This is a genomic window from Achromobacter sp. ACM05 (genome assembly GCF_019218915.1).
Classification (GTDB): domain Bacteria; phylum Pseudomonadota; class Gammaproteobacteria; order Burkholderiales; family Burkholderiaceae_B; genus Achromobacter; species Achromobacter animicus.
In genome coordinates this window covers 693,181-715,875 of sequence record NZ_JAHUWQ010000002.1, presented here as the reverse complement: position 1 = coordinate 715,875, position 22,695 = coordinate 693,181, and the positions used below count along the sequence as shown (strand labels likewise).

At 67.2% G+C, this 22,695-nt stretch carries 18 protein-coding genes and 2 pseudogenes; 10 read left to right on the top strand and 10 right to left on the bottom strand.

Going from position 1 to position 22,695, the window contains the following annotated elements; translation table 11 throughout:
- Nucleotides 1-246 precede the first annotated feature (246 nt).
- Complete coding sequence (locus KW836_RS14210) at nt 247-1,233, top strand: tripartite tricarboxylate transporter substrate binding protein (protein ID WP_218343682.1); 987 nt, start codon at nt 247-249, stop codon at nt 1,231-1,233.
- A 420-nt stretch (nt 1,234-1,653) separates the two neighbouring features.
- Nucleotides 1,654-2,511: pseudogene (locus tag KW836_RS14205) on the top strand (hypothetical protein); the annotation flags it as partial.
- On the opposite strand, the gene KW836_RS14200 reads toward KW836_RS14205, so the two are convergent.
- From KW836_RS14200 to KW836_RS14185, 4 genes are all read right to left on the bottom strand, one after another.
- On the bottom strand, nt 2,492-3,439 hold the full coding sequence (locus KW836_RS14200) for a DMT family transporter (protein ID WP_218343681.1): 948 nt from the start codon (nt 3,437-3,439) through the stop codon (nt 2,492-2,494). The pseudogene KW836_RS14205 and the gene KW836_RS14200 sit on opposite strands and share 20 nt — an antisense overlap.
- A 438-nt stretch (nt 3,440-3,877) precedes the next feature.
- Nucleotides 3,878-6,553, bottom strand: a complete 2,676-nt coding sequence (locus KW836_RS14195) for an AAA family ATPase (RefSeq protein WP_218343679.1) — start codon at nt 6,551-6,553, stop codon at nt 3,878-3,880.
- Nucleotides 6,550-7,677: a DNA repair exonuclease gene (locus KW836_RS14190; protein WP_218343678.1), complete on the bottom strand. Its 1,128-nt coding sequence runs from the start codon at nt 7,675-7,677 to the stop codon at nt 6,550-6,552. The genes KW836_RS14195 and KW836_RS14190 overlap by 4 nt, the downstream gene beginning before the upstream one ends.
- Nucleotides 7,678-7,899: 222 nt before the next feature.
- On the bottom strand, nt 7,900-9,201 hold the full coding sequence (locus tag KW836_RS14185; protein WP_191578958.1) for a D-amino acid dehydrogenase: 1,302 nt from the start codon (nt 9,199-9,201) through the stop codon (nt 7,900-7,902).
- A gap of 135 nt (nt 9,202-9,336) precedes the next feature.
- On the opposite strand from KW836_RS14185, the gene KW836_RS14180 reads away from it, so the two are divergent.
- From KW836_RS14180 to KW836_RS14165, 4 genes and pseudogenes are all read left to right on the top strand, one after another.
- Nucleotides 9,337-9,804: a winged helix-turn-helix transcriptional regulator gene (locus KW836_RS14180; protein WP_175121736.1), complete on the top strand. Its 468-nt coding sequence runs from the start codon at nt 9,337-9,339 to the stop codon at nt 9,802-9,804.
- A 173-nt stretch (nt 9,805-9,977) separates the two neighbouring features.
- Nucleotides 9,978-10,566 (top strand): annotated as a pseudogene (locus tag KW836_RS14175) (DUF502 domain-containing protein); the annotation flags it as partial.
- Between the two features lie 232 nt (nt 10,567-10,798).
- Nucleotides 10,799-11,056, top strand: a complete 258-nt coding sequence (locus tag KW836_RS14170) for an RNA-binding S4 domain-containing protein (protein ID WP_175121737.1) — start codon at nt 10,799-10,801, stop codon at nt 11,054-11,056.
- Between the two features lie 34 nt (nt 11,057-11,090).
- Nucleotides 11,091-11,666 carry a restriction endonuclease gene (locus KW836_RS14165; RefSeq protein ID WP_218343677.1) on the top strand — a complete coding sequence of 192 codons (576 nt, stop codon included), beginning with the start codon at nt 11,091-11,093 and terminating at the stop codon, nt 11,664-11,666.
- Between the two features lie 14 nt (nt 11,667-11,680).
- Here the strand turns inward: KW836_RS14165 and KW836_RS14160 are convergent, their stop codons facing one another.
- The gene (locus tag KW836_RS14160) at nt 11,681-12,109 is read right to left on the bottom strand and encodes a nuclear transport factor 2 family protein (protein WP_218343676.1); all 429 of its coding nucleotides are present in this window, start codon (nt 12,107-12,109) and stop codon (nt 11,681-11,683) included.
- A 161-nt stretch (nt 12,110-12,270) separates the two neighbouring features.
- Here KW836_RS14160 and KW836_RS14155 point away from each other — a divergent pair, with 161 nt between their 5' ends.
- Nucleotides 12,271-12,696 (top strand): DUF2784 domain-containing protein, encoded by a 426-nt coding sequence (locus tag KW836_RS14155; protein WP_218343675.1) that lies wholly within the window; start codon nt 12,271-12,273, stop codon nt 12,694-12,696.
- Between the two features lie 34 nt (nt 12,697-12,730).
- Here KW836_RS14155 and KW836_RS14150 read toward each other — a convergent pair whose 3' ends face one another.
- The 3 genes from KW836_RS14150 to KW836_RS14140 all read right to left on the bottom strand — a co-directional run bounded on the left by KW836_RS14150 (nt 12,731) and on the right by KW836_RS14140 (nt 16,688).
- The gene (locus KW836_RS14150) at nt 12,731-13,858 is read right to left on the bottom strand and encodes an acyl-CoA dehydrogenase family protein (RefSeq protein ID WP_218343674.1); all 1,128 of its coding nucleotides are present in this window, start codon (nt 13,856-13,858) and stop codon (nt 12,731-12,733) included.
- Between the two features lie 180 nt (nt 13,859-14,038).
- Nucleotides 14,039-15,859, bottom strand: coding sequence for a glycoside hydrolase family 15 protein (locus tag KW836_RS14145; RefSeq protein ID WP_175136652.1), 1,821 nt, complete (start codon nt 15,857-15,859; stop codon nt 14,039-14,041).
- Nucleotides 15,860-15,866: 7 nt separating this feature from the next.
- Nucleotides 15,867-16,688, bottom strand: coding sequence for an SDR family oxidoreductase (locus KW836_RS14140; RefSeq protein ID WP_218343673.1), 822 nt, complete (start codon nt 16,686-16,688; stop codon nt 15,867-15,869).
- A gap of 272 nt (nt 16,689-16,960) precedes the next feature.
- On the opposite strand from KW836_RS14140, the gene KW836_RS14135 reads away from it, so the two are divergent.
- Both KW836_RS14135 and KW836_RS14130 read left to right on the top strand, forming a co-directional pair.
- On the top strand, nt 16,961-17,857 hold the full coding sequence (locus tag KW836_RS14135; RefSeq protein ID WP_175121744.1) for an NAD(P)/FAD-dependent oxidoreductase: 897 nt from the start codon (nt 16,961-16,963) through the stop codon (nt 17,855-17,857).
- Between the two features lie 113 nt (nt 17,858-17,970).
- On the top strand, nt 17,971-19,026 hold the full coding sequence (locus KW836_RS14130) for a sensor domain-containing diguanylate cyclase (protein ID WP_255595886.1): 1,056 nt from the start codon (nt 17,971-17,973) through the stop codon (nt 19,024-19,026).
- 119 nt (nt 19,027-19,145) lie between these two features.
- Here KW836_RS14130 and KW836_RS14125 read toward each other — a convergent pair whose 3' ends face one another.
- Nucleotides 19,146-20,120, bottom strand: coding sequence for a serine aminopeptidase domain-containing protein (locus KW836_RS14125; RefSeq protein WP_218343669.1), 975 nt, complete (start codon nt 20,118-20,120; stop codon nt 19,146-19,148).
- Nucleotides 20,121-20,266: 146 nt separating this feature from the next.
- Between KW836_RS14125 and KW836_RS14120 the strand changes: the two genes are divergently transcribed.
- Nucleotides 20,267-20,920: an aspartate/glutamate racemase family protein gene (locus tag KW836_RS14120; protein WP_218343668.1), complete on the top strand. Its 654-nt coding sequence runs from the start codon at nt 20,267-20,269 to the stop codon at nt 20,918-20,920.
- Between the two features lie 9 nt (nt 20,921-20,929).
- Here the strand turns inward: KW836_RS14120 and KW836_RS14115 are convergent, their stop codons facing one another.
- Complete coding sequence (locus tag KW836_RS14115) at nt 20,930-22,660, bottom strand: ABC transporter substrate-binding protein (protein WP_175121748.1); 1,731 nt, start codon at nt 22,658-22,660, stop codon at nt 20,930-20,932.
- Nucleotides 22,661-22,695 lie beyond the last annotated feature (35 nt).

Below are 22,695 nucleotides of genomic sequence, written 5' to 3'. Positions count from 1 at the left end.
CAATTTGTGTTCAACTGCCTGTCAGACTGACTTTTTCCTGTAACTTCTGTCATCTCCGCGCTTTTTAGGAACACGTTAGAAATTTTGCGATTTCTCATGACAGGGACAATCCCGAGTTGACCATGGGGACATACCTGTGTGGAATGCGGCCACGAGGCGTTGGCTTGCGACACCCCGGCAATGCGCGCCTCACCGAAGCTGGCCCGGCAAGATGGCCGGCTCGGAACAACAATATGGAGAAGACTCTTGAACGTGTTGTCACATGCCAAGGCCGTCCTGGCCGCCGCCATCGCTGGCGCCTGCCTGACCTCCGCTGCCCAGGCCGCAGATCCCTACCCCAATAAACCCATCCGCCTGATCGTCCCGTTTGCAGCCGGTGGCACCACCGATATCGTGGCGCGCGTCGTGGCCGAGGGTCTGGGCCGTGAACTCGGCCAGCCCGTGGTCGTGGAAAACCGCGCCGGCGGCGGCGGCTCCATCGGCGCCGACGCCCTGGTGCGCTCTGCCAACGACGGTTACACGCTGGGCGTGGCCACGGTCAGCACCATGGCCACCAATCCGGCCACGAACCCCAAGAACCCGTACAACCCGCTCAAAGACTTCACGCCCATCACCAACATGGTGAACGTGCCCAACGTCATGACGGTCAACCCGAGCGTGCCCGCCAAGACCCTGGCCGAATTCATCACCCTGCTCAAGAACAACCCCGGCAAGTACAGCTATGCCTCGTCGGGCGCGGGCGGCATCAGCCACCTGGACGGCGAGCTGTTCAAGTCGCTGACCAAGACCGACATGGTTCACGTTCCTTACCGCGGATCAGGTCCGGCGCTGAACGACGTGATCGCCGGCCAGGTGAACGTCCAGTTCGACAACCTGCCCTCCTCCATGCCGCACATCCAGGCGGGCAAGCTGCGCGCGCTGGCCGTGGCGGCGCCCAAGCGCCTGCCCGCCCTGCCGGACGTGCCGACGTTCGCCGAGGGTGGCCTGCCCGACATGGACAACATGGCCTGGTACGGCCTGGTGGCGCCCGCCGGCACGCCGCAAGCCGTGGTCGACCGCGTGCACGCCGCGGCGGTCAAGGCCTTGAAGGATCCGAAGATCGCCCAGCGCCTGGCCGACGGCGGATCGATCGTGGACGGCAACACGCCGGCCGAGTACGCCGCACTGATCAAGCGCGAACTTGAACTGCGCCAGCGCATCGCCAAGGACCGCAACATCGTCCTGACGAACTGATCGCAACCTGACGAGAGGGGCGCGGGCCGGCGGTTTGCGGTTGGCGCCCCGCTTTGCATTCGTCCCCGCTTGACGGCAATTGCCCCGGTGGTAGCATCTGCCCCGTGCAATCCGATATATCTTCCCTTCCCTGCGTCACCTGCGCTCTCTGCGCCCTGCGCTCAACGCTGTTGAGTTCGCAGGAGGTCGCCGCGCGTTCCGCTTACGCGCGGTCCAAGCCCGGCTAATCGCCCGCCTCTCCCCATTCTGATTTTTGCTCCGGCCCGATGCCGGCTGCCTGCGCACAACCGCGCGTCCTGCAGCCTGAAACCGGCCGGCGGGCGCACTGCCGCGTGGCGGGCGCTCGTTCCCATTTCGCCGCTCGCACGCCCTTTCCGGCTCGCGCGGCGGCCACGCACCGCACCTTTTCGATTCAGCGCCATGCAACTCACCAAGAAATTCGTCAAAGCCAAGAACCCCTGCGCCGGCGGCTACAAATGGTTCCTGCGCGACCACAACGGACAGGGGGACTATCAGGCCGTGCTCGATGCCCTGGTCGCCGACGGCCGCGTCGGCGACGCCTGCTGGCTGCTGGACCAGTTTGGTCCGACCGACGCCGTGTTGCGGCTGGATACGCTGGATGCCACCGCCATCGTGTTTGCCGGGACGCTTGAAGTCCGCCTGGGGATCAATGTGGACACGGTGGTGCGCGCGGGACGCAGCCTTATCACGGGCGGCGGCATTCGCGCTGGCGAGTCGATCGTGGCGGGTGAAAACATCACGGCCGGCGGCAACATTGCCAGCGGCGGCAACCTGCGCGCCGGCGGCGACGTGGCGGCCGACTGGGGGATCGAGATTGCGACGCGCCTGGATTGCGGCGGCAATGTGCGCGCCAAGTGGGACATCTGCGCCGGACAGGACCTGGCCGTGACCGGCCACCTGCATGCCGGCCAGGACATCAACACGCAAGGCGCCATCAAGTGCGGTCAAGGCATCAAGGCAGGCGGCGGCGTGACCGCGGAGCAGGAAATCAATGCCGGTTGCGGTATTCAGGCGGGCGGATCCATTCAGTCGGGCGAACACCTCGCCTGCGGGTGGGGCTTGATCGCCGGCGAGGACATCCGCGCCGAGGGCGCGATCCGCGCGGGCGAAGGCGCGCAGGCGGCCGGCGTCATCGAGGCGGGCGCGGGACACGGCGTCTACGCCGGACTGAGCGTGCGGCTGGACGCATGGGATCTGTGTGCGCGGGTGGTCGCCCAATCCCGCCCGGCACAGTTGGTCAGCGGGCATTGGGCGGGACCGGACGGCGCGACGAGCGCCGGCTCCACGCCCCCTGACCAGCCGTGGAACGGGTGGATGGATGTCGGGGCGTCGCGGGATGGCGTAGCACCAGCATCAACCCTGTCAGGATCGCGGCCATGCCAGCCAAGCTGAGCGCCGGCAAGCGATTGCCCAGAATCAGGTAGTCCAGCGCCGCCGTGCCCACCGGCACCAGGTAGAACAGGCTGGTCACGTTGACGAGGTTGCCCGCCTGGATCATGCGGTAGAACAGCAGCGTGGCGCCGACTGAAATCACGAGGCCCATCCAGATCAACGGCACGATGAAGCCGACGCTCCAGTCGGCGTGCAGCGGCTGGAATGGTGCGAACAGCAGGCAGAGCACCAGACTGATCGCGTACTGCAACGGCATCACGTCCATCGGCGGTTGCTGGACGCGCTTTTGCAGCAAGGCGCCTCCCGTCATGCTGGCCAGCGCCGCGCAGGCGTACGCGATGCCCGCGACGGACAAGCGCGTCAACGCGATGCTCTGATAGACGACCAGCACCAGCCCGGCGAGCGCCAGGAAGAGTCCCGCCAGACGCGCCGGCGCAAAGCGGCGCTCCGTCAGCGCCAGCGTCAGGATGGGCTGCGCGCCGAGCAACGTCGCCAGCACGCCAGGCGTCACGCCGTGGTCCAGCGCGAGCAGATAGCAGATGGAATAGCTGCCGATCAGCAGCGCACCCGTGGCCGCGACCTGCATGCGAGTGCCGGTCTGCGGCAACCAACGTCCCCGCCTCGCGCAGATCAGCAGCAGCACCGCCAGCGCAAGCAGGAAGCGGAACAAGAGAAAGCCGAAGGCGGAGGCATGCGACAGCCCCCATTTGGCAAAGATCGCGCCGCCGCTCCACAGCAGCACGAACAAGGTGGTGGACGCGTGGGCAGTCCACGCGTGTCGGATGATGGACATGAGGTATCACCTGTCTGAATGGGGTGCAGACTCCCGCCCGGGGCGCGATAACGCGCGCCCATGTGCGCGCACGGCGGGCGACGTCAATGCGTCATGCTCGCGGGGCGGCGCTGGAGTTCAGGCGCGAGACGGAGATGCGGCGGGTCAGCCTAGGACGGCTGACACAGGCGGATGCGCGCCCGACACGACGCCGCGAGGCGGCGATGCGGGCGGCGGCGCCGCGTTCTTGACAGGAGACACAGCCGGCGGAGCGCCGGCGGAGAAGGACGCCGATACACGCGCGCACGCGAGACACGCGCGGACGGCGCGGGCAAGCATGGCGAAAGGCGTGTAAGCAGGCATCCGCGCAGACTACCGGCGCCGGGCCGCAGCGTCAAGCATCGGCGGTTGTGGCCGCGCTGCTTCCCGGCACCGAGGTGCCGGAACCGGGCCGGTGCGCTAACCAATCCTGCGCTGCTCCACCCCCATGTCGCGCCATGCCTCGCCGTGGCACGTAAACATCAGGATCTGATGGCGGGTCGCGGCGTCGAACAGCGCGCGCTTCATGAAGTCGCGCCGGGCGTCGTCGGTGTGGACCAGCGCGTCGTCAAGCAGCAGCAAGGTGGGCCGGCCGGCCTCGCGCAGCAGATCGGCGTAGGCGAACCGCGCCAGGATGCCGAGCTGTTCCCGCGTACCGAAGCTGAGGGCGTCCAGCGCGTCTTCGCCATCGCCCCGGCGCAGCGCCGTGGGCAGCAGCGCATCGTCCAGGCGCAGCGCGGCGTCGGGAAAGAGCAGCGCCAGATAGTGGTTGAGCCGGCGGGCGAGCGGCGCTTGCAGGCGTTGCGTGGCGGCGGCGCGTTTGTCGGCCAACAGCTTTTGCAGCAGGTCCAGCGCGGCGGCGCGCCGTGCGAATTCGTCGCGGCGCCGTTGCAGACGCTCGCAGGCTGCCTGCGCTTCGGACAGGCGTTCGCCCAGGCCTTGCGCACCGGCCTGGTCCAGCTTGCCCTGCAATTGCAGGATGTCGCCGTGCCGCTTGTGCTGGGCGTCACGTTCGATGGCGGCGGATTTTTCAAACCGCTGCACATCCTGCTCCGCGAGTTCGGGCCGGTGTTCAGCCAACAAGGCCCGAGCCTCGCGTACGCGCAGTTCGAGCTGGTCGTGGGCGCTGCGAACTTCGGCGAGGCGGCCGGCGCGGGCGTGGCGTTGCGCCGTGCGTTCGTCGGATTGCAGTTCTGCGCCCCGGGCGGCAGCCTGCCCTTCCAGCAACTGCGCACGGGCCGTATCGGCGTCCAGCGCGCGCTGCGCATCGGCGACTGCCTTTTCCGCCTGCGCCGCAACGGCTTCGGCCTCGCGCAGGGCCTGCACGGCGTCGGGCAGATCGTCATCGCTTGTGTCGGGAACGATGCCGGCATCTGCGTCACCAACCCGAATGCCGTCTTCGGTTTCCTGCACAGGCGGCAGCTTGGACAGCCGATCCTGCAACTGCGCCAGCCGCGCCAGTGCCTCGTCACGCTGGGTGCGTAGCGCATCCACGCCGCGGGGCGCATGAATGCTCAGCGTCTTGCGCATGCCTTCGAGTTCGCGCTGCAGCGCGTTGTAGCGCGCGTGACGCTGTTCGGCATCGGCCAGGGTGTCGACGCCCGCCCGCTTGAGCAACGCGGCGCTTGCCGACTCCGCGCGCGCCAGTTCGCGCTGCAAGGCCGGCAGGTCTTGTCCGCCCGGCTCGATTTGCAGGCGCCCCACACCGGGCAGATCGAGTTCGGCCGCGGCCGAAAGCAGGACTTCGCCCGCGCCGCTCACGGCCTTGCCGTCCAGCAGCGCCTGCGCGCCGGCATCGAGCCGGTACCGCAAGCGCGTCGCGACCGCCTGTTGCTGCAACTGCAGATTTCCAAGTTCGCGGCCGGCCTTGCGCAGCGCCTCGATTTCAGCATCGGATATTTCGAGTTGGACGGCTTCTGTGCGCAATGCCGAACCTTGCTGGATCAGGTGGGTGGCTGCGACCAGGGCGCCGTCCAGGCGTTCGATTTCGGGGGTGAGCTGCGCAAGCTGCCGGTCCAGGTCGCGGCGGTCCGCCAGCGCCTGAAGCCGCGTCACGCGCCGGCGCGCGGCCTCGACTGCGGCGGCATGCGATTGCCGCTGCTGCAACGCGCGCGCCAGCGGTTCCTGCATCGCCTGCACATGGGCGTGCGCCGCGCGCGCATCCCGAAGCAGCGCCTGGTAATCGGCTTCGTCCTGTTGATCGCGGCGGACCTGATCCTGCAGCAGTGCAAGGGTCTGGGCGGCCTGCGCCTGTTCGCGTTGCAGTCCGTCGAAGGCTTCACGCTCCTTGGCCAGTGCGGCAAGGCGCGCGCGGGCCTGGACAGCCTTGGCCTCGAAATCCTTCCAGGGTTGCGCGGCCTGGGCGCGTTCATGTTCGCGCCGCAGTTCGGCCAGGCGATCGACGTCGGCGTTGAGCTGGGCCATGGCCTGCCCGCATTCGTCGCGTTCGGACAAGGCGCGCGCGAGCGCGTCTTCGGCGTCTTTGTAGCTGCCCTTGGGACGGCCGTTGCGGGCGTCCAGCAGCGCGGCGCGCTCGGCCGACACGCGCTCGAACAGCCGGTCGCCGTCTCCGGAGGCCAGCTCGCCGGAGAGCTGCGTCAGCGCATCGCGCAGATGCGAGCCCGCAAAGCCGGCGGCTTCGTGCAGGTTCTGGCCGTCGCCTTGGCGGATCCATAGCAGGCCCGGTACGCCAGCCAGGTCAGGTTTGCTTTGGCCGCGCCCGGGCATTTCAAACCCCAGCAAACCGGCCAGCGCGTTTTCGGCTTCTTCGCCGTCCAGCCGCTGCGCGCCGTCGTCCACCACGAGCTCGCAGCGGGCCTTGGACAGGAACTGCTTTTTCAGGACGTAGGCGTGATCCGCGTGCGTGAAGGCCACTTCAACGCTGGGGCGCGCGCCGGATTCGCCGCGCGGCGCCAGGTCGGCGACCTTGCTGGTGCTGTAGCGTTCAAGGAAGGCGGCTCGGATGGCGGCCGCGACCGTGCTTTTGCCGGCCTCGTTGGGGCCGACAAAGAGGTTCAGGCCGTCTTGCAGTCCGTCCAGCGATAGCGGCTGGCGGAACTTGCGGAATTCTTCGAGGGCGATGCGGGAGATCTTCATTTGGCGGCTCCCGGCGTGGCGGTTTCGCGCTGGAACCGCAGCAGCAGGCGCAAGGCCTCGCTGGCCACGGCGGACTGGTCTTCGTCCGCCTGCAACGCCTGCAGTTGTGCGGCGACCTCGCCCACGTAGCCGCTGGCGCGCAATTCGGCCAGGTCAGCTTCGTCGGGTTCCAGGCGCACGCCAGACAAGTCCGGCAGCAAGGCCCGGACCTGCGCGGCGGCCTCGGCCACGGCCTTTTGCAGCGCATCCCAGGTTTCGAGGTTGACGTGGCCCTGCACGTCCAGGCGCAGCACGTCGTCTGACCGCAACGCCGCCATGCGTTCAGCCAGCGCCTGAGCATCGGTGGGCAGGCTAAGGGTTTCGGTCCAGGCGGACCAGCGGTACTTGCCGGTCGCAATGCGTTCGACCACGGGTGCGGCGCCCGGCGCGTCGATGCGCACGTCCAGGACATATCCGGGCTCGTTGCCGCGAAAGCGGTCCTGTTCCGGCGTGCCGGCATACCAGGTGCGTGTGTCAATGGACAGACAGCCGTGCCAATCGCCCAGCGCCAGATAGTCAAGACTGGCGCGGTCCGCGCGGTCGGGCGCAATGGGATTGGTGGCGTCGATCGTGTCGGGCAGGCGGCCGGCAACGCTGCCATGGGCGAGGCCCACGCGGATGCGTCCGGGTGGCGTTTCGAGCGTGTCGAAAGCCTGGGTGACGTCGTCGTAGGTGTGGCGTTGCGTAAGCGGCGCGGCAAGCACAGCGAGGTTGGCGTCCGGCAGGTCCACCACGCCGGTGGCAAGCGGCACATGCACGTTGGCCGGAATGCAGCCCAGTTGCATGGCGCGGCTCCAGACGCTGTCGGCAAGGGCCGCGTCGTGGTTGCCGGCGATCATTACCCAGGGCCCCGTGTAGCCGGCCATGGCGGCAAAGAGGCGGCGGATGCTGCGATCGGACACGGCCTGCGTGTCGAAGACGTCTCCGGCGACCAGCACGGCACCCACGCGGCGCTCGGCGGCGAGCGTGGCGATGCGCGCGACGACCTCGAAACGGGCCTCCGCGAGCATGGCGGCATCGTCGGTTTCAAACTGGCCGTATTGGCGGCCGATCTGCCAGTCGGCAGTGTGCAGGAAATGGGTCATGCGGCGATTTTGGCATAAAGCAACGAGCCGTTTCGCGCACAGCGTACGCAATTCAGCGCACTCAAAAACACGCGGGCCGCATCGAAGCGGCCCGGCGGGTCTGCGTCCTACTGGCCGTGCAAGCGCGAGATCAGGCGCAGGCCGGTGAGACGCAGTTCAGCCGCGATTCGAGGCGCGGATCACGCAACCCAAGCACGCCTCGAGGTGCAGCTTAAGTCCTGCTCAAGCGCCCTTGCCGTCCAGCACCAGTTGCTGGCGGGACGCCGCGCTGCGATCGTAGCGCGACAACCCGAGCCCGTCGGTGCTGATGGCGGGGCGCTGGCCCATGACGAGATCCGCGACCAGCTTGCCGGAACCGCAAGCCATGGTCCAGCCCAGCGTGCCGTGGCCGGTGTTCAGGTAGAGGTTGTTGTAGCGGGTGGCGCCGACGACCGGCGTGCTGTCCGGCGTCATGGGACGCAGGCCGGTCCAGAACTCGGCCTGGGCCACGTGGCCGCTGCCGGGGAACAGATCGTTGACCACCAGTTCCAGCGTCTTGCGGCGGGCGTCCTTCAGGCGCAGGTCGAAGCCGGACAATTCGGCCATGCCGCCCACGCGGATCCGCTGGTCAAAGCGCGTGACGGCGACCTTGTAGGTTTCGTCCAGCACCGTCGACACCGGCGCGGCGGCCTCGTCCTTCATGGGAATGGTCAGGGAGTAGCCCTTGACCGGATACACCGGCAGGTCCAGGCCGAGGGGCTCGAGAAAACCGCGGGTGTAGCTGCCGAAGGCGGCCACATAGCGGTCGGCCGTGAGGACTTCGTTGCCGACGCGCACGCCGGTGATCTGGCCGCCGGCGGTGTTTAGGCCCGTGACGCTTTGGCCAAAACGGAATTCAACGCCCAGTGCGGCCGCCATGTCCGCCAGGCGGCGGGTGAAAAGCTGGCAGTCGCCGGTTTCATCATTGGGCAGGCGCAGGCCGCCGGTGAGCTTGTGCGCGGAGTTGGCGAGCGCGGGCTCGGCCGTGACGAGACGGTGGCGGTCCAGCAATTCGTAGGGAACGCCCACCTCTTCGAGCACGGCGATGTCGCGGCGCGCGGCTTCCATCTGGGCTTCGGTGCGGAACAACTGGAGCGTGCCGCGGGCGCGCTCTTCGTAGTGGATGCCGGTGGCGGCGCGCAGTTCACGCAGGCAGTCGCGGCTGTACTCGGACAGGCGCAGCATGCGTTCCTTGTTGACGGCGTAGCGGTCGGCCGAGCAGTTGGCCAGCATGGCGGCCATCCATTTGAGCTGGAACAGGCTGCCGTCCAGGCGGATCGCCAGCGGCGCATGTTTCTTGAAGAGCCATTTGATCGCCTTGAGCGGAATGCCGGGCGCAGCCCAGGGCGTGGAATAGCCCGGCGACACCTGTCCGGCATTGGCGTAGCTGGTCTCCTGCGCCGCGGCGGGCTGGCGGTCCAGCACGGTCACTTTGGCGCCCTGCCGGGCCAGGTAATAGGCGGTGGTGGTGCCGATGACGCCGCTGCCGAGGACGATCACATGCATGATTCTTTCCGGTATTTGGATTTGTCTGGGAATTTCGGTAGTCTATGACCCCTTCAGCAGTGAAAAACACTGAAGATTTTCCTAGGGCAGTGGTTTTTCTCGGGCCAACCTTGTTTTTCGACCGGCGTTAGTGAAATGCGCGACCTCGACCGAATTGACCTCAAAATCCTCGACATCCTGCAGCGCGAAGGCCGGATTTCGGTCACGGAACTGGCCGAGCGCGTGAGCCTGTCGGCCACCCCCTGCTCCGACCGCGTCAAGCGCATGGAGCGCGAAGGCGTCATCACGGGTTACCATGCGCGCGTCAATCCGGCGGCGCTCGGCAAGAATCTGCTTGTCTTCCTGGAGATCAAGCTGTCGGCCAAGTCGGGCGACGTCTTCGACAAGGTCAAGCAGGAACTGCTGTACGTGCCCGAGGTCATGGAATGCCACCTGGTGTCGGGCGAATTCGACTATCTGGTCAAGGCGCGCCTGTCTGAAATGAATGAATACCGCCGTCTTCTGGGCGAAATCCTGAAGCGGCTGCCCGCGTCCGCCGAGTCTCACAGCTACATCGTGATGGAGGAGATCAAGGAGACGCTCTTCCTGCCGGTGGACCGCTAGGGCCTGTTCACACTAAAAGATGGGATGCGCCGCGCCCGGCCAGGGGCGCCTGGCTAGGGGCGCCCGGCTAGGGGCGTCCGCCTTGTTACCGATAATTCCTGCGGCGGCTGCTATGCTGCGGCCCTCCCCGGCGAGCCGATGCGCTCGTCCGACCCTAATTTTTGCTCTTGCCCATGACCCGTCTTTATAAATATTTCTTCCGCGGCCTGATCACCGTCCTGCCGCTGGCGCTGACGATCTACCTGCTGTACCTCTTTCTGGCCTGGACGGAAGGCGTGGCGCTGACGTTCCTGCGCCCCTTCATCGGCGGCTTCTACGTGCCGGGCATGGGCCTGGCGCTGGGCATCCTGGGCATTCTGGCCATCGGCTACCTGGTGTCCAAGCAGCGCGTGCAGCGTTTCCTGACGCTGGTCGAGATGCCCTTCACCAATTTGCCGGTGGTCAAGAGCATCTATTCGTCGCTCAAGAGCTTTGCGGATTACTTCTCCCCCAGTTCCAAGAACACGGCCCAGCAGGTCGTTGTCCTGCGCATCCCGGGCCAGCAGCTTGAGCTGGTGGGTCTGGTGACGCGCCGCGGCACCGATGGCCTGCCCGAGGGATTCACCCAGGGCGATCGTGTCGCCGTCTACCTGCCGATGGGCTACATGATTGGCGGCTATACCGTGTTCGTGCCGCAGGAGTGGGTGCAGCCCATCCAGATGTCGGTCGAGGAAGCCATGCGCTCGTCGCTGATCGCCTGGATGGCGCGGGCAGAAACCGGCGGCATCCGCCCCGTGCCGACGGCCAGCCCGGACGCGGGCGCGGATAAGCCCGTGGCTCAGCCGGTCACGCCGCCGGTCGCCCAGCCCGCGGGCCAAACCGCCGGCTCGTCCGTTTCCCCGGCCGTCGCGCCGTCCGCAGACCAGCCCGCCGCTGCCGGCAACCCGGCCAACCCGGCCAATCCGCTCCCCCCCGGCAACGGCCCCGCCTGACCTCGATTTACCGAAGCACTTCCATGTCCATCATCGAATTCACGCTTGCCGAAGGCAGCCCCTACATTGAAATCAATCAGCTGCTGAAGGCGACCGGCGTCGTCGACAGCGGCGGCGCCGGCAAGATGCTGGTGGCCGACGGCCAGGTCAGCGTCGGCGGCGTAGTCGAAACGCGCAAGACGGCCAAGATCCGCGATGGTCAGATCGTCACCTGCGGCGGCGTGCGCATCGTGGTCCGCGCCTTTGCCGGCGGCCACGACGACAACGGCGACAGCGCCTGACTTCCCTGTTGATCCCATCACGCCGCGAGCTGCCATGAAATTCAAGATGTCCCAGAACTCCATCTTTGCCGTGCTGCTGCGCTCGCCGTGGTGGATGAGCGCCGGCGTGGCCGTGCTGCTGAGCGCGGGCGGCTTTGCCGCGCTGCCACTGGAGTATGCCGCGATGGGCGTCTTTGCCGCGGTGCCGTTTGCCGTGATTTCGATCATGGCCGCCTACAAGCAGCTGCGCGCGCCGTCCGGCGCCCGCGTGCAGGCGGTGACCGAAACCGTTGCCGTCATGTCGTGGGCAGACTTTTCAAAGACCGTTGAAGCCGGTTTCCGCCGCGACGGCTGTGAGGTCGAGCGCCTGCAGGCGCCCGGCGCCGATTTCGCGCTGAGCAAGGACGGCCACGTGGCCATCGTCAGCGCCAAGCGTTGGAAAGCCGCCAGAAACGGCGTGGAACCGCTGCGCGAGCTGCAGGCCGTGCGCGAAAAGCGCGGCGCCCGCGAAGCCATCTACATCGCGCTGGGCGACGTGTCGGACAACGCCTTGCAATACGCCAAGGCGCAGGGCGTCTCCCTGATGACCGCCCCGGAACTGACCAAGCTGCTGCGCGACCTGAAGGTCTGATAGCCCCTGCGGTTTCAGACCACCATCACCGAACTGGCCGCGATGACGCGCCACGCACCTGCCGTGGCACCAGGCGTCGCGCCGGCCCCCTCGCCCGCCGCAGCGCCCGCCCCCGAATCCGGCGCCCAGGTTCGCATGAACCGGAACGTGCCGTTGGCCGGCACGCCGTTGTAGCTGCCCGCGATGCGGGCCAGCACCGACACCACCGCGCAATCCGTGCGCGGCAGGATGCACTGTTCGGACAGGTCCAGCGCGTGGATCTTCAGCAATCCGCCGCGGTGCGCATCCAGGTCATCCTCGCGCGTGACGGTCCAGCCCATGTGATTGACGAACAGCAGGTCCGGATGCAGCAGCGCTTCCAGCGCGGCAATGTCCGAGGACAGCATGGCCTGGCGCAGCCGTTCCTCGGCGTCCTGGATGGCGGCGGTGATCGAAGCGTGCATGGCGTGGGTCCCGGGAGTATCTTGGATTGAACACGCCCGCATTCTATTCGGTCATCAGCCGTCTCGCCTTGTTGCCAATGCCCCGCACGCCACGTGCGGGCATACGCTTTAATGCACCTCCCGCCGGTTTGCGGCGCCCCGCCATTTACCCATTTCAAAAGATGACCTATCGCATCCTTGCCGACCTCGTGCTGGTCATACATGGCCTGTTTGTCGCGTTCGTGGTGTTCGGCGGCGTGCTGGCGCTGTGGAAACCGCGCATGGCGTTCTGGCACCTGCCGGCGCTGGCGTGGGGCGCAATGGTGATCGGCATGGGCTGGATCTGTCCGCTGACGCCGCTGGAGGTGTCGCTGCGCGAACGCGCGGGGCAGGAAGGCTACGCGGGCGGCTTCATCGAGCACTACGTGCTGGGCATCATCTACCCCGAGGGCATCACGCGGGCGACGCAGATGCTGCTGGCGGCGGTGCTGATCGTGGGCAACATCGTCGTCTATACCGTGTGGGCGCGCCGCCGGGCCGATGCGCGCCGCGCGGCTGCGGCTGCGGCTACTGCCCAAGAGCGGCAGTCCATACAGGGCCGCTCCTGAACAACGCGAACCGCCTCACCCCCGCCCCGCGCCGCTACAGGCTGCGCGCTATCACCAGGCGCTGGATGTCGCTGGTGCCCTCGTAGATCTGGCAGACGCGCACATCGCGATAAATGCGCTCGACCGGAAAATCCTTCAGGTAGCCATAACCGCCCAGCGTCTGAATCGCCGCCGAGCAGACCTTTTCAGCCATCTCGGACGCAAACAGCTTGGCCATGGACGCCTCGGTCAATGCCGGCCTGCCCGCGTCGCGCAAGGCCGCGGCGTGCAGCACCATCTGGCGGGCCGCGTGGATCTGCGTCGCCATGTCCGCCAGGCGGAACGACACGGCCTGGTGTTCGATGATGGGTTTGCCGAAGGCTAGTCGATCGCGGGCGTAGTCGCGCGCGCATTCGAAGGCAGCCCGCGCCATGCCCACCGACTGCGACGCAATGCCGATGCGCCCGCCTTCCAGGTTGGACAAGGCGATCTTGTAGCCCTCGCCTTCTTCGCCCAGCCGCCATGCTGCCGGGATGCGCATGTCTTCAAATGCAATCTGGCAGGTGTCGGACGCGTGCTGACCGAGCTTGTCTTCCACGCGCAGCACCTTGTAGCCCGGCGTATCGGTGGGGACGATGAACGCCGAGATGCCGCGCTTGCCCGCGTCGGGGTCGGTGACCGCGAACACGATGACCGTCTGCCCGTTGCGCCCGGACGTGATGAACTGCTTGGCGCCATTGAGGATGTAGTGGTCGCCGTCGCGCCGCGCGCGGGTATGCAGGCTGCTCGCGTCGGAGCCGGCCTGCGGTTCGGTCAGCGCGAATGCGCCGATGTGTTCGCCACGCGCCAGCGGCCGCAGGAACTGCGCCTTCTGGTCGTCGTTGCCGAACTTCAGGATGGGCATGCAGCCGACCGAGTTGTGCACACTCATGATGGTGGAGCAGGCGCCGCTGCCCGCGGCGATTTCTTCCAGCGCCACCGCGTACGAGATATAGCCGCTGTCGTTGCCATCCCACGCTTCGGGCACCAGCATGCCGAAAAAGCCCAGTTGCGCCATTTCGGCGATGGCGTCGGCGGGATAGTGGTGTTCGCGATCCCAGCGTTCGGCATTGGGCGCCAGGCGCTCCTGCGCAAACCGGCGCGCCATCTCCTGGACGCTTTGCTGTTCGTCGGTCAAAAGCATGCTTGTCTCTCCTGATGCGGCGGGCCGTCGATCGAGCCGCGGCGCGCGTTTTTTGTGGTGTGCATGACCGGCGCCGGGCGGGCGGCGCCGTGTGATTGCGAGAATACACCGGCGCGGGCCCCGGCCGGCGCGCGTTGTGCAACGCCCGCGGTGCGCCTTTTAAGCCCGCGCGGCCGGTCCCTATGCCCGGGGCGCGTCCTGTTCCGCGCGCTGCTGCGCCGGTCCCATGGCGCGGCTCAGGTTGTAGGCCGTGTTCACCAGGCCGATATGCGAAAAACCCTGCGGAAAGTTGCCCACCAGGCGGCGGCGCACGACGTCGTACTCTTCCGACAGCAGCCCCAGGTCGTTGCGCAGGGACAGCAGACGGTCGAAAAGCCGCTCCGCATCGCCCAGCCGGCCCTGCATGACGTAGGCGTCCGCCAGCCAGAAACTGCACGCCAGGAAGACGCCCTCCTCGCCCTCCAGCCCGTCGTCGGTATCCTCGACCGAATACCGGCGCAGCAGACCGCCGTGCATGAGTTCGCGTTCGATGGCGTGCACCGTGCCCGCCACGCGCGGATCGCTTGCCGGCAGAAAGCCCACCTGCGGGATCAGCAGCAGGCTCGCGTCCAGCGCCGGCGATCCGTAACTCTGCACGAAGCAGCCTCGGGTGCGGTCGTAGCCATGCTCGCAGATGTCCTTGTGAATGCGTTCGCGCAGCCGGCGCCAGGCATCGACCGGCCCCTTCAGCCCCCAGCGCTCGCAGGCCTTGACCGCCCGGTCGAACGCCACCCAGCACATCACGCGCGAATGCGTGAAGGCGCGCCGTTCGCCCCGGACTTCCCAGATGCCGTGGTCCAGTTCGCGCCAGCGCTGCTCCAGCGGCTTGAGCAGCACGTTCTGCAGGCGCCAGGCTTCGGCCAGCGGCGCCAGGTCCGCGACGCGGGCGGCGTAGAGCGTATCAATGAGTTCGCCGTAGATGTCGAGCTGGCTCTGCCCCGCCGCGCCATTGCCCCGGCGCACCGGCTGGCTGCCTTCGTAGCCGGGCAGCCACGGAATCTCCAGCTCGGGCAGCCAGCGATCGCCCGCGATGCCGTACATGATCTGCAGCTGGTCGGGGTGACCGGCCACCGCGCGCAGCAGCCATTGGCGCCACGCCTCGGCCTCTTCGCGATAGCCGGCGTTGAGCAAGGCGTACAGCGTCAGCGCCGAGTCGCGCAGCCAGCAATGGCGGTAGTCCCAATTGCGGCTGCCGCCCAGCGCTTCAGGCAGCGACGTGGTGGGCGCCGCGATGATCCCGCCCGTCGGCTGAAACGTCAGCAGTTTCAGCGTGATCAGCGAACGCACCACGGCGTCGCGACGCCCGTCGCCCGGCCCGTCCCAATGACAGCGTTTGGCCCATTCCTGCCACCATGACACGGTGCGGTCCATGCTTTCGACCCGGTCCGGCACGAACCGGGGCGTGCGGTGCGAGCGGTGATAGGACAGCGTGAACGGCACGACGCGGCCCGGATGCAGCGAGAACCGCGCCGTGGTCTTCATGTCGTGGCCTTCGAGCTCGATGGGCGTATGCAGCTCGACCGCGTCCGGGCCCGCGATGGCGTTCAGGCCATAATCGCGCCGCCGCACCCACGGCACGCTCTGGCCGTAGTTGAAGCGCAGGATCAGTTCCATGTCCATCTGCACGTGACCGGACTCGCCGCGCACGATGCGCACCACGTCCACGCGCTCGTCGTCGTCGCTGAGCGGCATGAAGTCGTACACCAGCACCGAGCCCGTACGGGTCTCGAAGCGGGTCTCCAGCACCGCCGTGTCGGGCACGTAGCGGCGGGACGTCGACTTGATCTTGCCGTGCGGCGCGATCAGCCAGCGCCCGTGACGCTGGTCGCCCAGCAAGGCGGCAAAGCACGCGGGCGAATCGAAATGCGGCAGGCACAGCCAGTCGATCGAGCCGTCGCGCGCCACCAGCGCGGCGGACAGCATGTTGCCGATGAGTCCGTAGTCTTCCAGGGGTTTGGACATGCGCGCCTCAGCCCGCGCCGCGGAATTCGGGGTATAGCGTCATGCCGCCGTCCACGAAGAGCGTGGTGCCGGTGACGTAGTCGGACGCATCGCTGGCCAGCCACACGGCCGCCTGTGCGATATCCTCGGGCTCGCCGATCCGGCCGTAGGGGATGAGTTCCAGCAGTTTGGCCAGCGCCTGCGGGGTGTCCCACGCTGGCTGGTTGATCGCGGTGCGGATGGCGCCGGGCGCAATGGAGTTGACCCGGATGCGGTCGGGCGCCAGCTCCTGCGCCAGGGATTTCATCAGCAGCGAAATGCCGCCCTTGGACGCGGCGTAGTTCACCTGGAACGCCCAGGGAATCACTTCGTGCACCGAGCTGATGAAGAGGATGTTGCCCATCGAGCGGTTCTGGCGGGAGGGATCGGGCGGCTGCGTCTTGAAGGCTCGGGCCGCCGCGCGGGCGCACAGAAAGTGGCCAGTCAGGTTCACGTCGATCACGCGCTGCCAGTCCGCGAGCGTCATGTCGGCAATGGGCGACGGGTGCTCAACACCCGCGTTGTTGACCAGGATGTCCACCCGTCCGAAGTGCTGCACGGCTTGCTCGAACAGATGGTCGACGTCGGCTTCCCGGCTGATGTCTGCCGCGGCTGCGACCGCCGTCCCGCCGCTACGCTGGATCGATTCCACCACCGCCGCGCCCCGGGCTTGGGAGTCTCCGCCCGCCCGGTGGTTCACCACCACTCGCGCTCCCGCTTCGGCAAGGCCTATTGCGATGGCGCGCCCAATGCCTGAAGACGCGCCTGTCACCACGGCCACGCGGCCGTTCAGGTCAGTCGTGTGCTGCATGCCAGTCTCCTTGGCGGCCGGCGTGTGGCCGGGCTGCCGGTATAGAGGGTTTCAGGGTAGTCCCGCCCGGGGGGCCGGCGCAACCCGGCGGCGGGAGGATGCCGCTACGCGCAGGGTTTTCGCTGGACCGCCCCATGCGGCGGGGCGCTCTGCTGCAAGCGGCATTCCTGCCCGCGACCACGCAATACGCAACAACATAGGTTGCATAAGATCGCGTGCACTTCTATCATGCAACTTATAAAGTATCGTAACTACCGCGTGAGGGTCTCACCATGCACTACGACGTCATCATCATCGGCGGCAGCTTTGCCGGCCTGTCCGCTGCCATGCAACTGGCGCGCGCCCGCCGGCGGGTGTTGCTGGTCGACGCGGCCAAACCCCGCAACCGCTACGCCGCGCACGCGCACGGCTTTCTTGGGCAGGACGGCGTGCCGCCGCACGAGATCGTAGCGACCGCCCGCGCGCAACTTGCCCGCTATCCGACCGTTGCCTTCCTGGACGGTGAGGCGGTCCAGGCCCAGCCGCAAGATGGCGGATTCGGCATCGTCATGGCGGACGGCAAGCAAGTACGCGGCGCGCGCCTGATCCTGGCCACCGGCATGCGCGACGAGTTGCCGCCGCTGCCTGGACTTGAGGAACGCTGGGGGCAGACGGTGCTGCACTGCCCGTACTGCCATGGCTACGAAGTCGCAGGCAATCCACTGGGCGTGCTGGCCGCGCATCCGATGTCCGCCCATCAGGCGATGATGCTGCCCGACTGGGGGCCGACCACGTATTTCACGCAGGATCAATTCGAACCTTCTGCAGAAGACGCGCAGCATCTCGCCGCGCGTGGCGTCCACATCGAGCGCACGCCGGTCGTCGCGCTGCTGGGCGCAGCGCCCGCCCTGGACGGCGTTGTGCTGGCCGATGGACGCGAGGTGCCGCTGCGCGCGCTGTTCGTCGCCAGCCGCGCACACATGGCCAGTCCGCTTGCGGATCAGCTGGGATGCGCGTTCGACGAAGGGCCGCTGGGACCCGTGATCCGCGTGGACGATCTGAAGCAGACCACGGTGCCCGGCGTGTACGCCGCCGGCGACGCGTCCACACCGATGTCCAACGCCACGCTGGCCAGCGCCTCCGGCGTCATGGCCGGCGTCTGCGCGCACCGGTCGCTGGTCATGGCGTAAGCAGTCTTTGGCCTGAACCCCAGGCCGTGCATAATGGCGGGATTGGCGGCCCGGCCTCCGGCATGGAGCACGGGCCGCAAGTTCATCCGACAACGAATCCAGGAGCAGCCGTGCTGGATCCCATCCTCGCCGAACTTTCCACCACCCTGCCCGCTGCCAAGTCGGTCGAGCAGTTGACCCGCCCGCTGCTGGACATGCTGGGCGCCGTCACCGGACTTGAATCCACCTACCTCACCGCCATCGACCTTAAGGCCGACCTGCAGCATGTGCGCTACGCGCGCAACGTGGGGCAGCTGCAGATACCGGAAGGACTGTCCGTGCCCTGGGACGACACGCTGTGCAAGCGCGCCCTGGACGAAGGCCGCATGTGCACCAGCGACGTGTCGCAATGCTGGCCGGATTCAGACGCGGCCCGGCAGTTGGGCATCCAGACCTACGTCAGCGCGCCGGTGCGCGCCGATGACGGCGCCCTGTACGGCACGCTGTGCGCCGCCAGCGCCCGGCGGCACGACATCAGCCCGCAGGCCGAAGCGGTGCTGAAGCTTTTTTCCAGCGTGATCGCCAGCTTCATCGAACGCGAAATGCTCGTTGAACAGTTGCACTCGGCAAACGTGCAGCTCATGTCCTATGCGCTGACCGACACGCTGACGGGCCTGCCCAATCGGCGTGCCGTCTATGAGGCGCTGGACCGGCTGCTGGCGCGCGCCGTGCGCGAAAACGGCAGCGTGCTGGTCGGCGTCATCGATCTGGATGGTTTCAAGAGCATCAACGACACGTACGGCCACCAGGCGGGCGACCTCTTTCTGCAGGAAGTCTCGCGGCGCATGGCGGCGGCGCTGCGCGGGTCGGACATGCTGGGACGCGTGGGTGGCGACGAATTCGTGCTCATCGGGCCCGGCCCCGCGCTGACGGGCAAACGTGCCGACGAAGGCGGCGTGAGCCAACAGGCCGAGCCCGACGAGGCCGCCCGAGCGATGGAAGAACGCGTCCTGGCCGCCTCCATGGGCCGTTATCGGCTGGGCGACGCCACCGTTGCCTACGAAGGCGCCAGCGCCGGCGTCGTGGCGCTGGACCCCGCGGGCCTGGACGCGGAGGCGGCTGTCCGACTGGCCGATACCCGCATGTACGAAATCAAGCACGCGCGCCGGGCGGCGCGGGTCATTCACTGATCGATCGCGCGGCGCATCTACCGTTGAAGCGGCGGCGCGCGACCATTCGTCGAAGCGCCGGCGCGCTCGCTCCGGAAAGCGCGGACGCGCGGCTGTTCCTTTGAAGCGCGGACGCGCGGCTATTGCAGCCGCGCCTTGAAGAACGCCGTCACCTGGGCGTTCAGTTCACGATGAAACGCCAGCCGATCAATACCCGCCTCGTCGCGGCAGATGCCGGGCAGCGCCTCGGCCTGTTCAGCCGAGCACGGCGCTAGAAACGCGTAATGTCCCGCGCCCGCAGCCACCCGAAAATCCGGCGTGGCGCCCAGGCCCTGGCGCACGGCCTCGACGCTGGCCGGGCTGACGCCTTCGCCGCCCCGCTCCGACGCCCATAGCTGAATGGGTAGCGTCACGCGCTTGAGCGCATCGCCCGGAAACACGTTGAGCGGATCGGCAATGACCGCCGCCTTGATGCGTGGCTCCGCCGGATAGGGTTGCTGCGGCACCTTCCCGGCCGCGATGTCGCGGCACATCGGCAGCGACGGCTGGTCAGCGCAGATCGCCAGCCCCGCCGCCAGGTCCGGCGCCGCGCCGGCCAACACCAGGCCCGTATACCCGCCGCGCGAAAAGCCGAAGAAGCCGATCCTGTCGGGATCGATCCTTGCCTTGTCCGGCCACGCGCCGGTCATGTAGTCGATCAGCCGGCGCATTTCGCGGGGGCGGGTGGAAAAGATCGACAAATATCCCTGCCGCGATTTGTCCTGCGCGTTGTCGCCCACGTGGTTGATCGCCGCCACCACGAAGCCGGCATCCGCCAGCGCGGCCGCGGTGTCGTGGTGGCTGAGATACGAGCCCGCCGAGCCGTGCGACATGACGATGAGTGGATAGCGGCCTTCCGGTAGCTTGCAGCCCTGCACCCCTTCAATGGCGACGCGGCCCATCTTGATTTCGCCCGCGGGTTCGGCGCACGGTGTCCAGACCGCGCCTTGCAGGCCGGGGCCGTTCTGGTCCATCGGCAGGTTCAGGCGCTGGAAGCCGGCGGCTTGCGCCGCACCACCAGAAAGCGCCAGGACGGCAGGAATCAGAACGTGCAGGAATTTCAGGGCGTAGGTCATGCGGGCAAGTTGAGGAAAAGCGTTGAATCGATTTGTCGCGCGCAGGGTATCGGCAATACCAGTATTCGGGCTTGTCTTGTTGCCATTTTCAGCCGGCACCAGAATGCCGCTTTCGACATTCACGAAGCCCAAGGTTTTACCCCATCATGCAGATTTCCTTGTTGCACACCATCGACAGCAATCCGGCGATTTTCGAGCAGGCAGCCCGCGACGCGGGATTGGCCGCCGACGCGCTGCGCCATGCCGTGCGGCCGGCGTTCAGGATTGCCGTTGATCAGGCTCGGGCCACGGCCAGCGCGATACCCGGCAGCGTGCAGGACGACATCACGGCGGCGTTGCAGGACTTGGCGGCCGGCGCGGACGCCGTGATTGTCACATGCGCCACGCTCGGTCCCGTCGTTGACGGCATCACGGGGATAGGCGCCCCCGTTATCCGCGCGGATGAGGCGCTGGCGCACGCGGCGGCTCGTGCAGGCGCCCGCATCGTGGTGCTGTGCGCCGTCGAATCCACCCTCGCGGCCAATCGCGCGCTGTTCGAACGCCATGCGCGACCGGTCAACGCCACGGTCGACGTGCGTCTCGTGCCCCTCGCGTGGGATCTGTTCAAGCGCGGCGAGACGGCCGCATGTCTTGCTGCCGTCGCGCAAGCGGCCCGCGACGCCCAGGAAGGCGGCGCGGACGTGGTCGCATTCGCCCATCCGTGGATGGCGGACGCCGCCAGCGCCCTGCCCGCAGAGAGCCGTCCCCTGGACGGCGCCTCCGCATCCTTGGCGCTGGCGGCGCGGTTGACGGCGCCCTGAGCCTGCCGCTTACCTCACCTTCCCTGCCTTCCACGCCGACAGCAGTTGCTCGTAGGGAATCGTCTCGCCCTTCGGCTTTTCATTGGCCAGCTTCTTCCACGGCGCGTGCTGGTCCGACAGCCACTTGCTCGGATCGCTCTTGGGGTTGAGCTTCGGCGCGCACTGCGCCATGCCCGCCCGTTCAAGCCGCGCCATCACCTGATCCATTTCGTTGGCCAGGTTATCCATCGCGGCCTGCGGGGTCTTTTCCCCTGTGACCGCGGTGGCGACGTTCTTCCACCAGAGCTGCGCGAGCTTCGGATAGTCCGGCACGTTGGTGCCGGTGGGCGTCCATGCCACGCGCGCGGGACTGCGGTAGAACTCGATCAGGCCACCGTAGTTGGCCGCGTTCTTGGTGAAGAACTCGCTGTTGATATCGCTGTCGCGGATGAAGGTCAGGCCGGTAATGGACTTTTTGAGCGACACCGATTTGGACGTGACGAACTGCGCATACAGCCACGCGGCCGCCATCTTGTCGGGGTTGGTGGACTTGAAGAAGGTCCACGAGCCCACGTCCTGGTAGCCGTTCTGCATGCCGTCCTTCCAGTACGGGCCGTACGGCGACGGCGCCATGCGCCACTTCGGGGTGCCGTCGTCGTTCACGACGGGCAGCCCCTTCTTGGTCATGTCGGCGGTAAAGGCCGTGTACCAGAAGATCTGCTGGGCGATCTGGCCCTGCGCGGGCACGGGTCCCGCTTCCGAGAAGGTCATGCCCATGGCCTGCTGCGGCGCGAACTTCTTCATCCAGTCGATGTACTTGGTCAGCGCGTACACGGCGGCCGGGCTGTTCGTGGCCCCGCCGCGCGACACGGACGCGCCGACCGGCGTGCACTTGTCGTCAGCCACGCGAATGCCCCATTCGTCCACGGGCATGCCGTTGGGCAGGCCCTTGTCGGCCGCGCCCGCCATCGACAGCCACGCATCGGTGAAGCGCCAGCCCAGCGACGGATCCTTCTTGCCGTAGTCCATGTGGCCGTAGACGCGCTTGCCGTCGATCTCCTTGACGTCGTTCGAGAAGAACGTGGCGATGTCTTCGTACGCCGACCAGTTGGTGGGCACGCCCAGTTCATAACCGTACTTGGCCTTGAACTTTTCCTTCAGGTCGGGCCGCGCGAACCAGTCGGCGCGGAACCAGTACACGTTGGCGAACTGCTGGTCGGGCAACTGATACAGCTTGCCGTCGGGCGCGGTGGTGAACTTGGTGCCGATGAAGTCCTTCAGGTCCAGATCGGGGTTGGTCCATTCCTTGCCGGCCCCGGCCATGTAGTCGGACAGCGGCAGGATGGCGCCGTAGCGGTAGTGGGTGCCGATCAGGTCGGAATCGGAGATCCAGCCGTCGTAGATGGACTTGCCGGACTGCATGGACGTCTGCAGCTTCTCGACGACGTCGCCTTCCTGGATGAGGTCGTGATTGACCTTGATGCCGGTGATTTCGGCAAAGGCCTTGGCCAGCGTCTTGGACTCGTACTCGTGCGTGGTGATGGTTTCGGACACCACGCTGACTTCATTGACGCCCTTGGCCTTGAGCTTGGCCGCGGCGTCGATGAACCATTTCATTTCGGCCATCTGCTGTTCCTTGGACAGCGACGAAGGCTGGAACTCCGAATCGACCCACTTCTTTGCCTCCGGCTCGCCGGCCCAAGCCCCTGACGTTCCGATCAGGGCGATAGCGGCCGCCATGGCGTGCATGCGCAATTTCATGACCTGTCTCCTCGATAAGTCTTCCCCTATCGTGC

What these genes read in the sequence shown, in the direction of transcription:
- KW836_RS14200 (WP_218343681.1), bottom strand. Translation starts at nt 3,439, where the DNA reads ATGTCCATCATCCGACACGCGTGGACTGCCCACGCGTCCACCACCTTG.
- KW836_RS14195 (WP_218343679.1), bottom strand. Translation starts at nt 6,553, where the DNA reads ATGAAGATCTCCCGCATCGCCCTCGAAGAATTCCGCAAGTTCCGCCAG.
- KW836_RS14190 (WP_218343678.1), bottom strand. Translation starts at nt 7,677, where the DNA reads ATGACCCATTTCCTGCACACTGCCGACTGGCAGATCGGCCGCCAATAC.
- KW836_RS14185 (WP_191578958.1), bottom strand. Translation starts at nt 9,201, where the DNA reads ATGCATGTGATCGTCCTCGGCAGCGGCGTCATCGGCACCACCACCGCC.
- KW836_RS14180 (WP_175121736.1), top strand. Translation starts at nt 9,337, where the DNA reads ATGCGCGACCTCGACCGAATTGACCTCAAAATCCTCGACATCCTGCAG.
- KW836_RS14170 (WP_175121737.1), top strand. Translation starts at nt 10,799, where the DNA reads ATGTCCATCATCGAATTCACGCTTGCCGAAGGCAGCCCCTACATTGAA.
- KW836_RS14165 (WP_218343677.1), top strand. Translation starts at nt 11,091, where the DNA reads ATGAAATTCAAGATGTCCCAGAACTCCATCTTTGCCGTGCTGCTGCGC.
- KW836_RS14160 (WP_218343676.1), bottom strand. Translation starts at nt 12,109, where the DNA reads ATGCACGCTTCGATCACCGCCGCCATCCAGGACGCCGAGGAACGGCTG.
- KW836_RS14155 (WP_218343675.1), top strand. Translation starts at nt 12,271, where the DNA reads ATGACCTATCGCATCCTTGCCGACCTCGTGCTGGTCATACATGGCCTG.
- KW836_RS14150 (WP_218343674.1), bottom strand. Translation starts at nt 13,858, where the DNA reads ATGCTTTTGACCGACGAACAGCAAAGCGTCCAGGAGATGGCGCGCCGG.
- KW836_RS14145 (WP_175136652.1), bottom strand. Translation starts at nt 15,859, where the DNA reads ATGTCCAAACCCCTGGAAGACTACGGACTCATCGGCAACATGCTGTCC.
- KW836_RS14140 (WP_218343673.1), bottom strand. Translation starts at nt 16,688, where the DNA reads ATGCAGCACACGACTGACCTGAACGGCCGCGTGGCCGTGGTGACAGGC.
- KW836_RS14135 (WP_175121744.1), top strand. Translation starts at nt 16,961, where the DNA reads ATGCACTACGACGTCATCATCATCGGCGGCAGCTTTGCCGGCCTGTCC.
- KW836_RS14125 (WP_218343669.1), bottom strand. Translation starts at nt 20,120, where the DNA reads ATGACCTACGCCCTGAAATTCCTGCACGTTCTGATTCCTGCCGTCCTG.
- KW836_RS14120 (WP_218343668.1), top strand. Translation starts at nt 20,267, where the DNA reads ATGCAGATTTCCTTGTTGCACACCATCGACAGCAATCCGGCGATTTTC.
- KW836_RS14115 (WP_175121748.1), bottom strand. Translation starts at nt 22,660, where the DNA reads ATGAAATTGCGCATGCACGCCATGGCGGCCGCTATCGCCCTGATCGGA.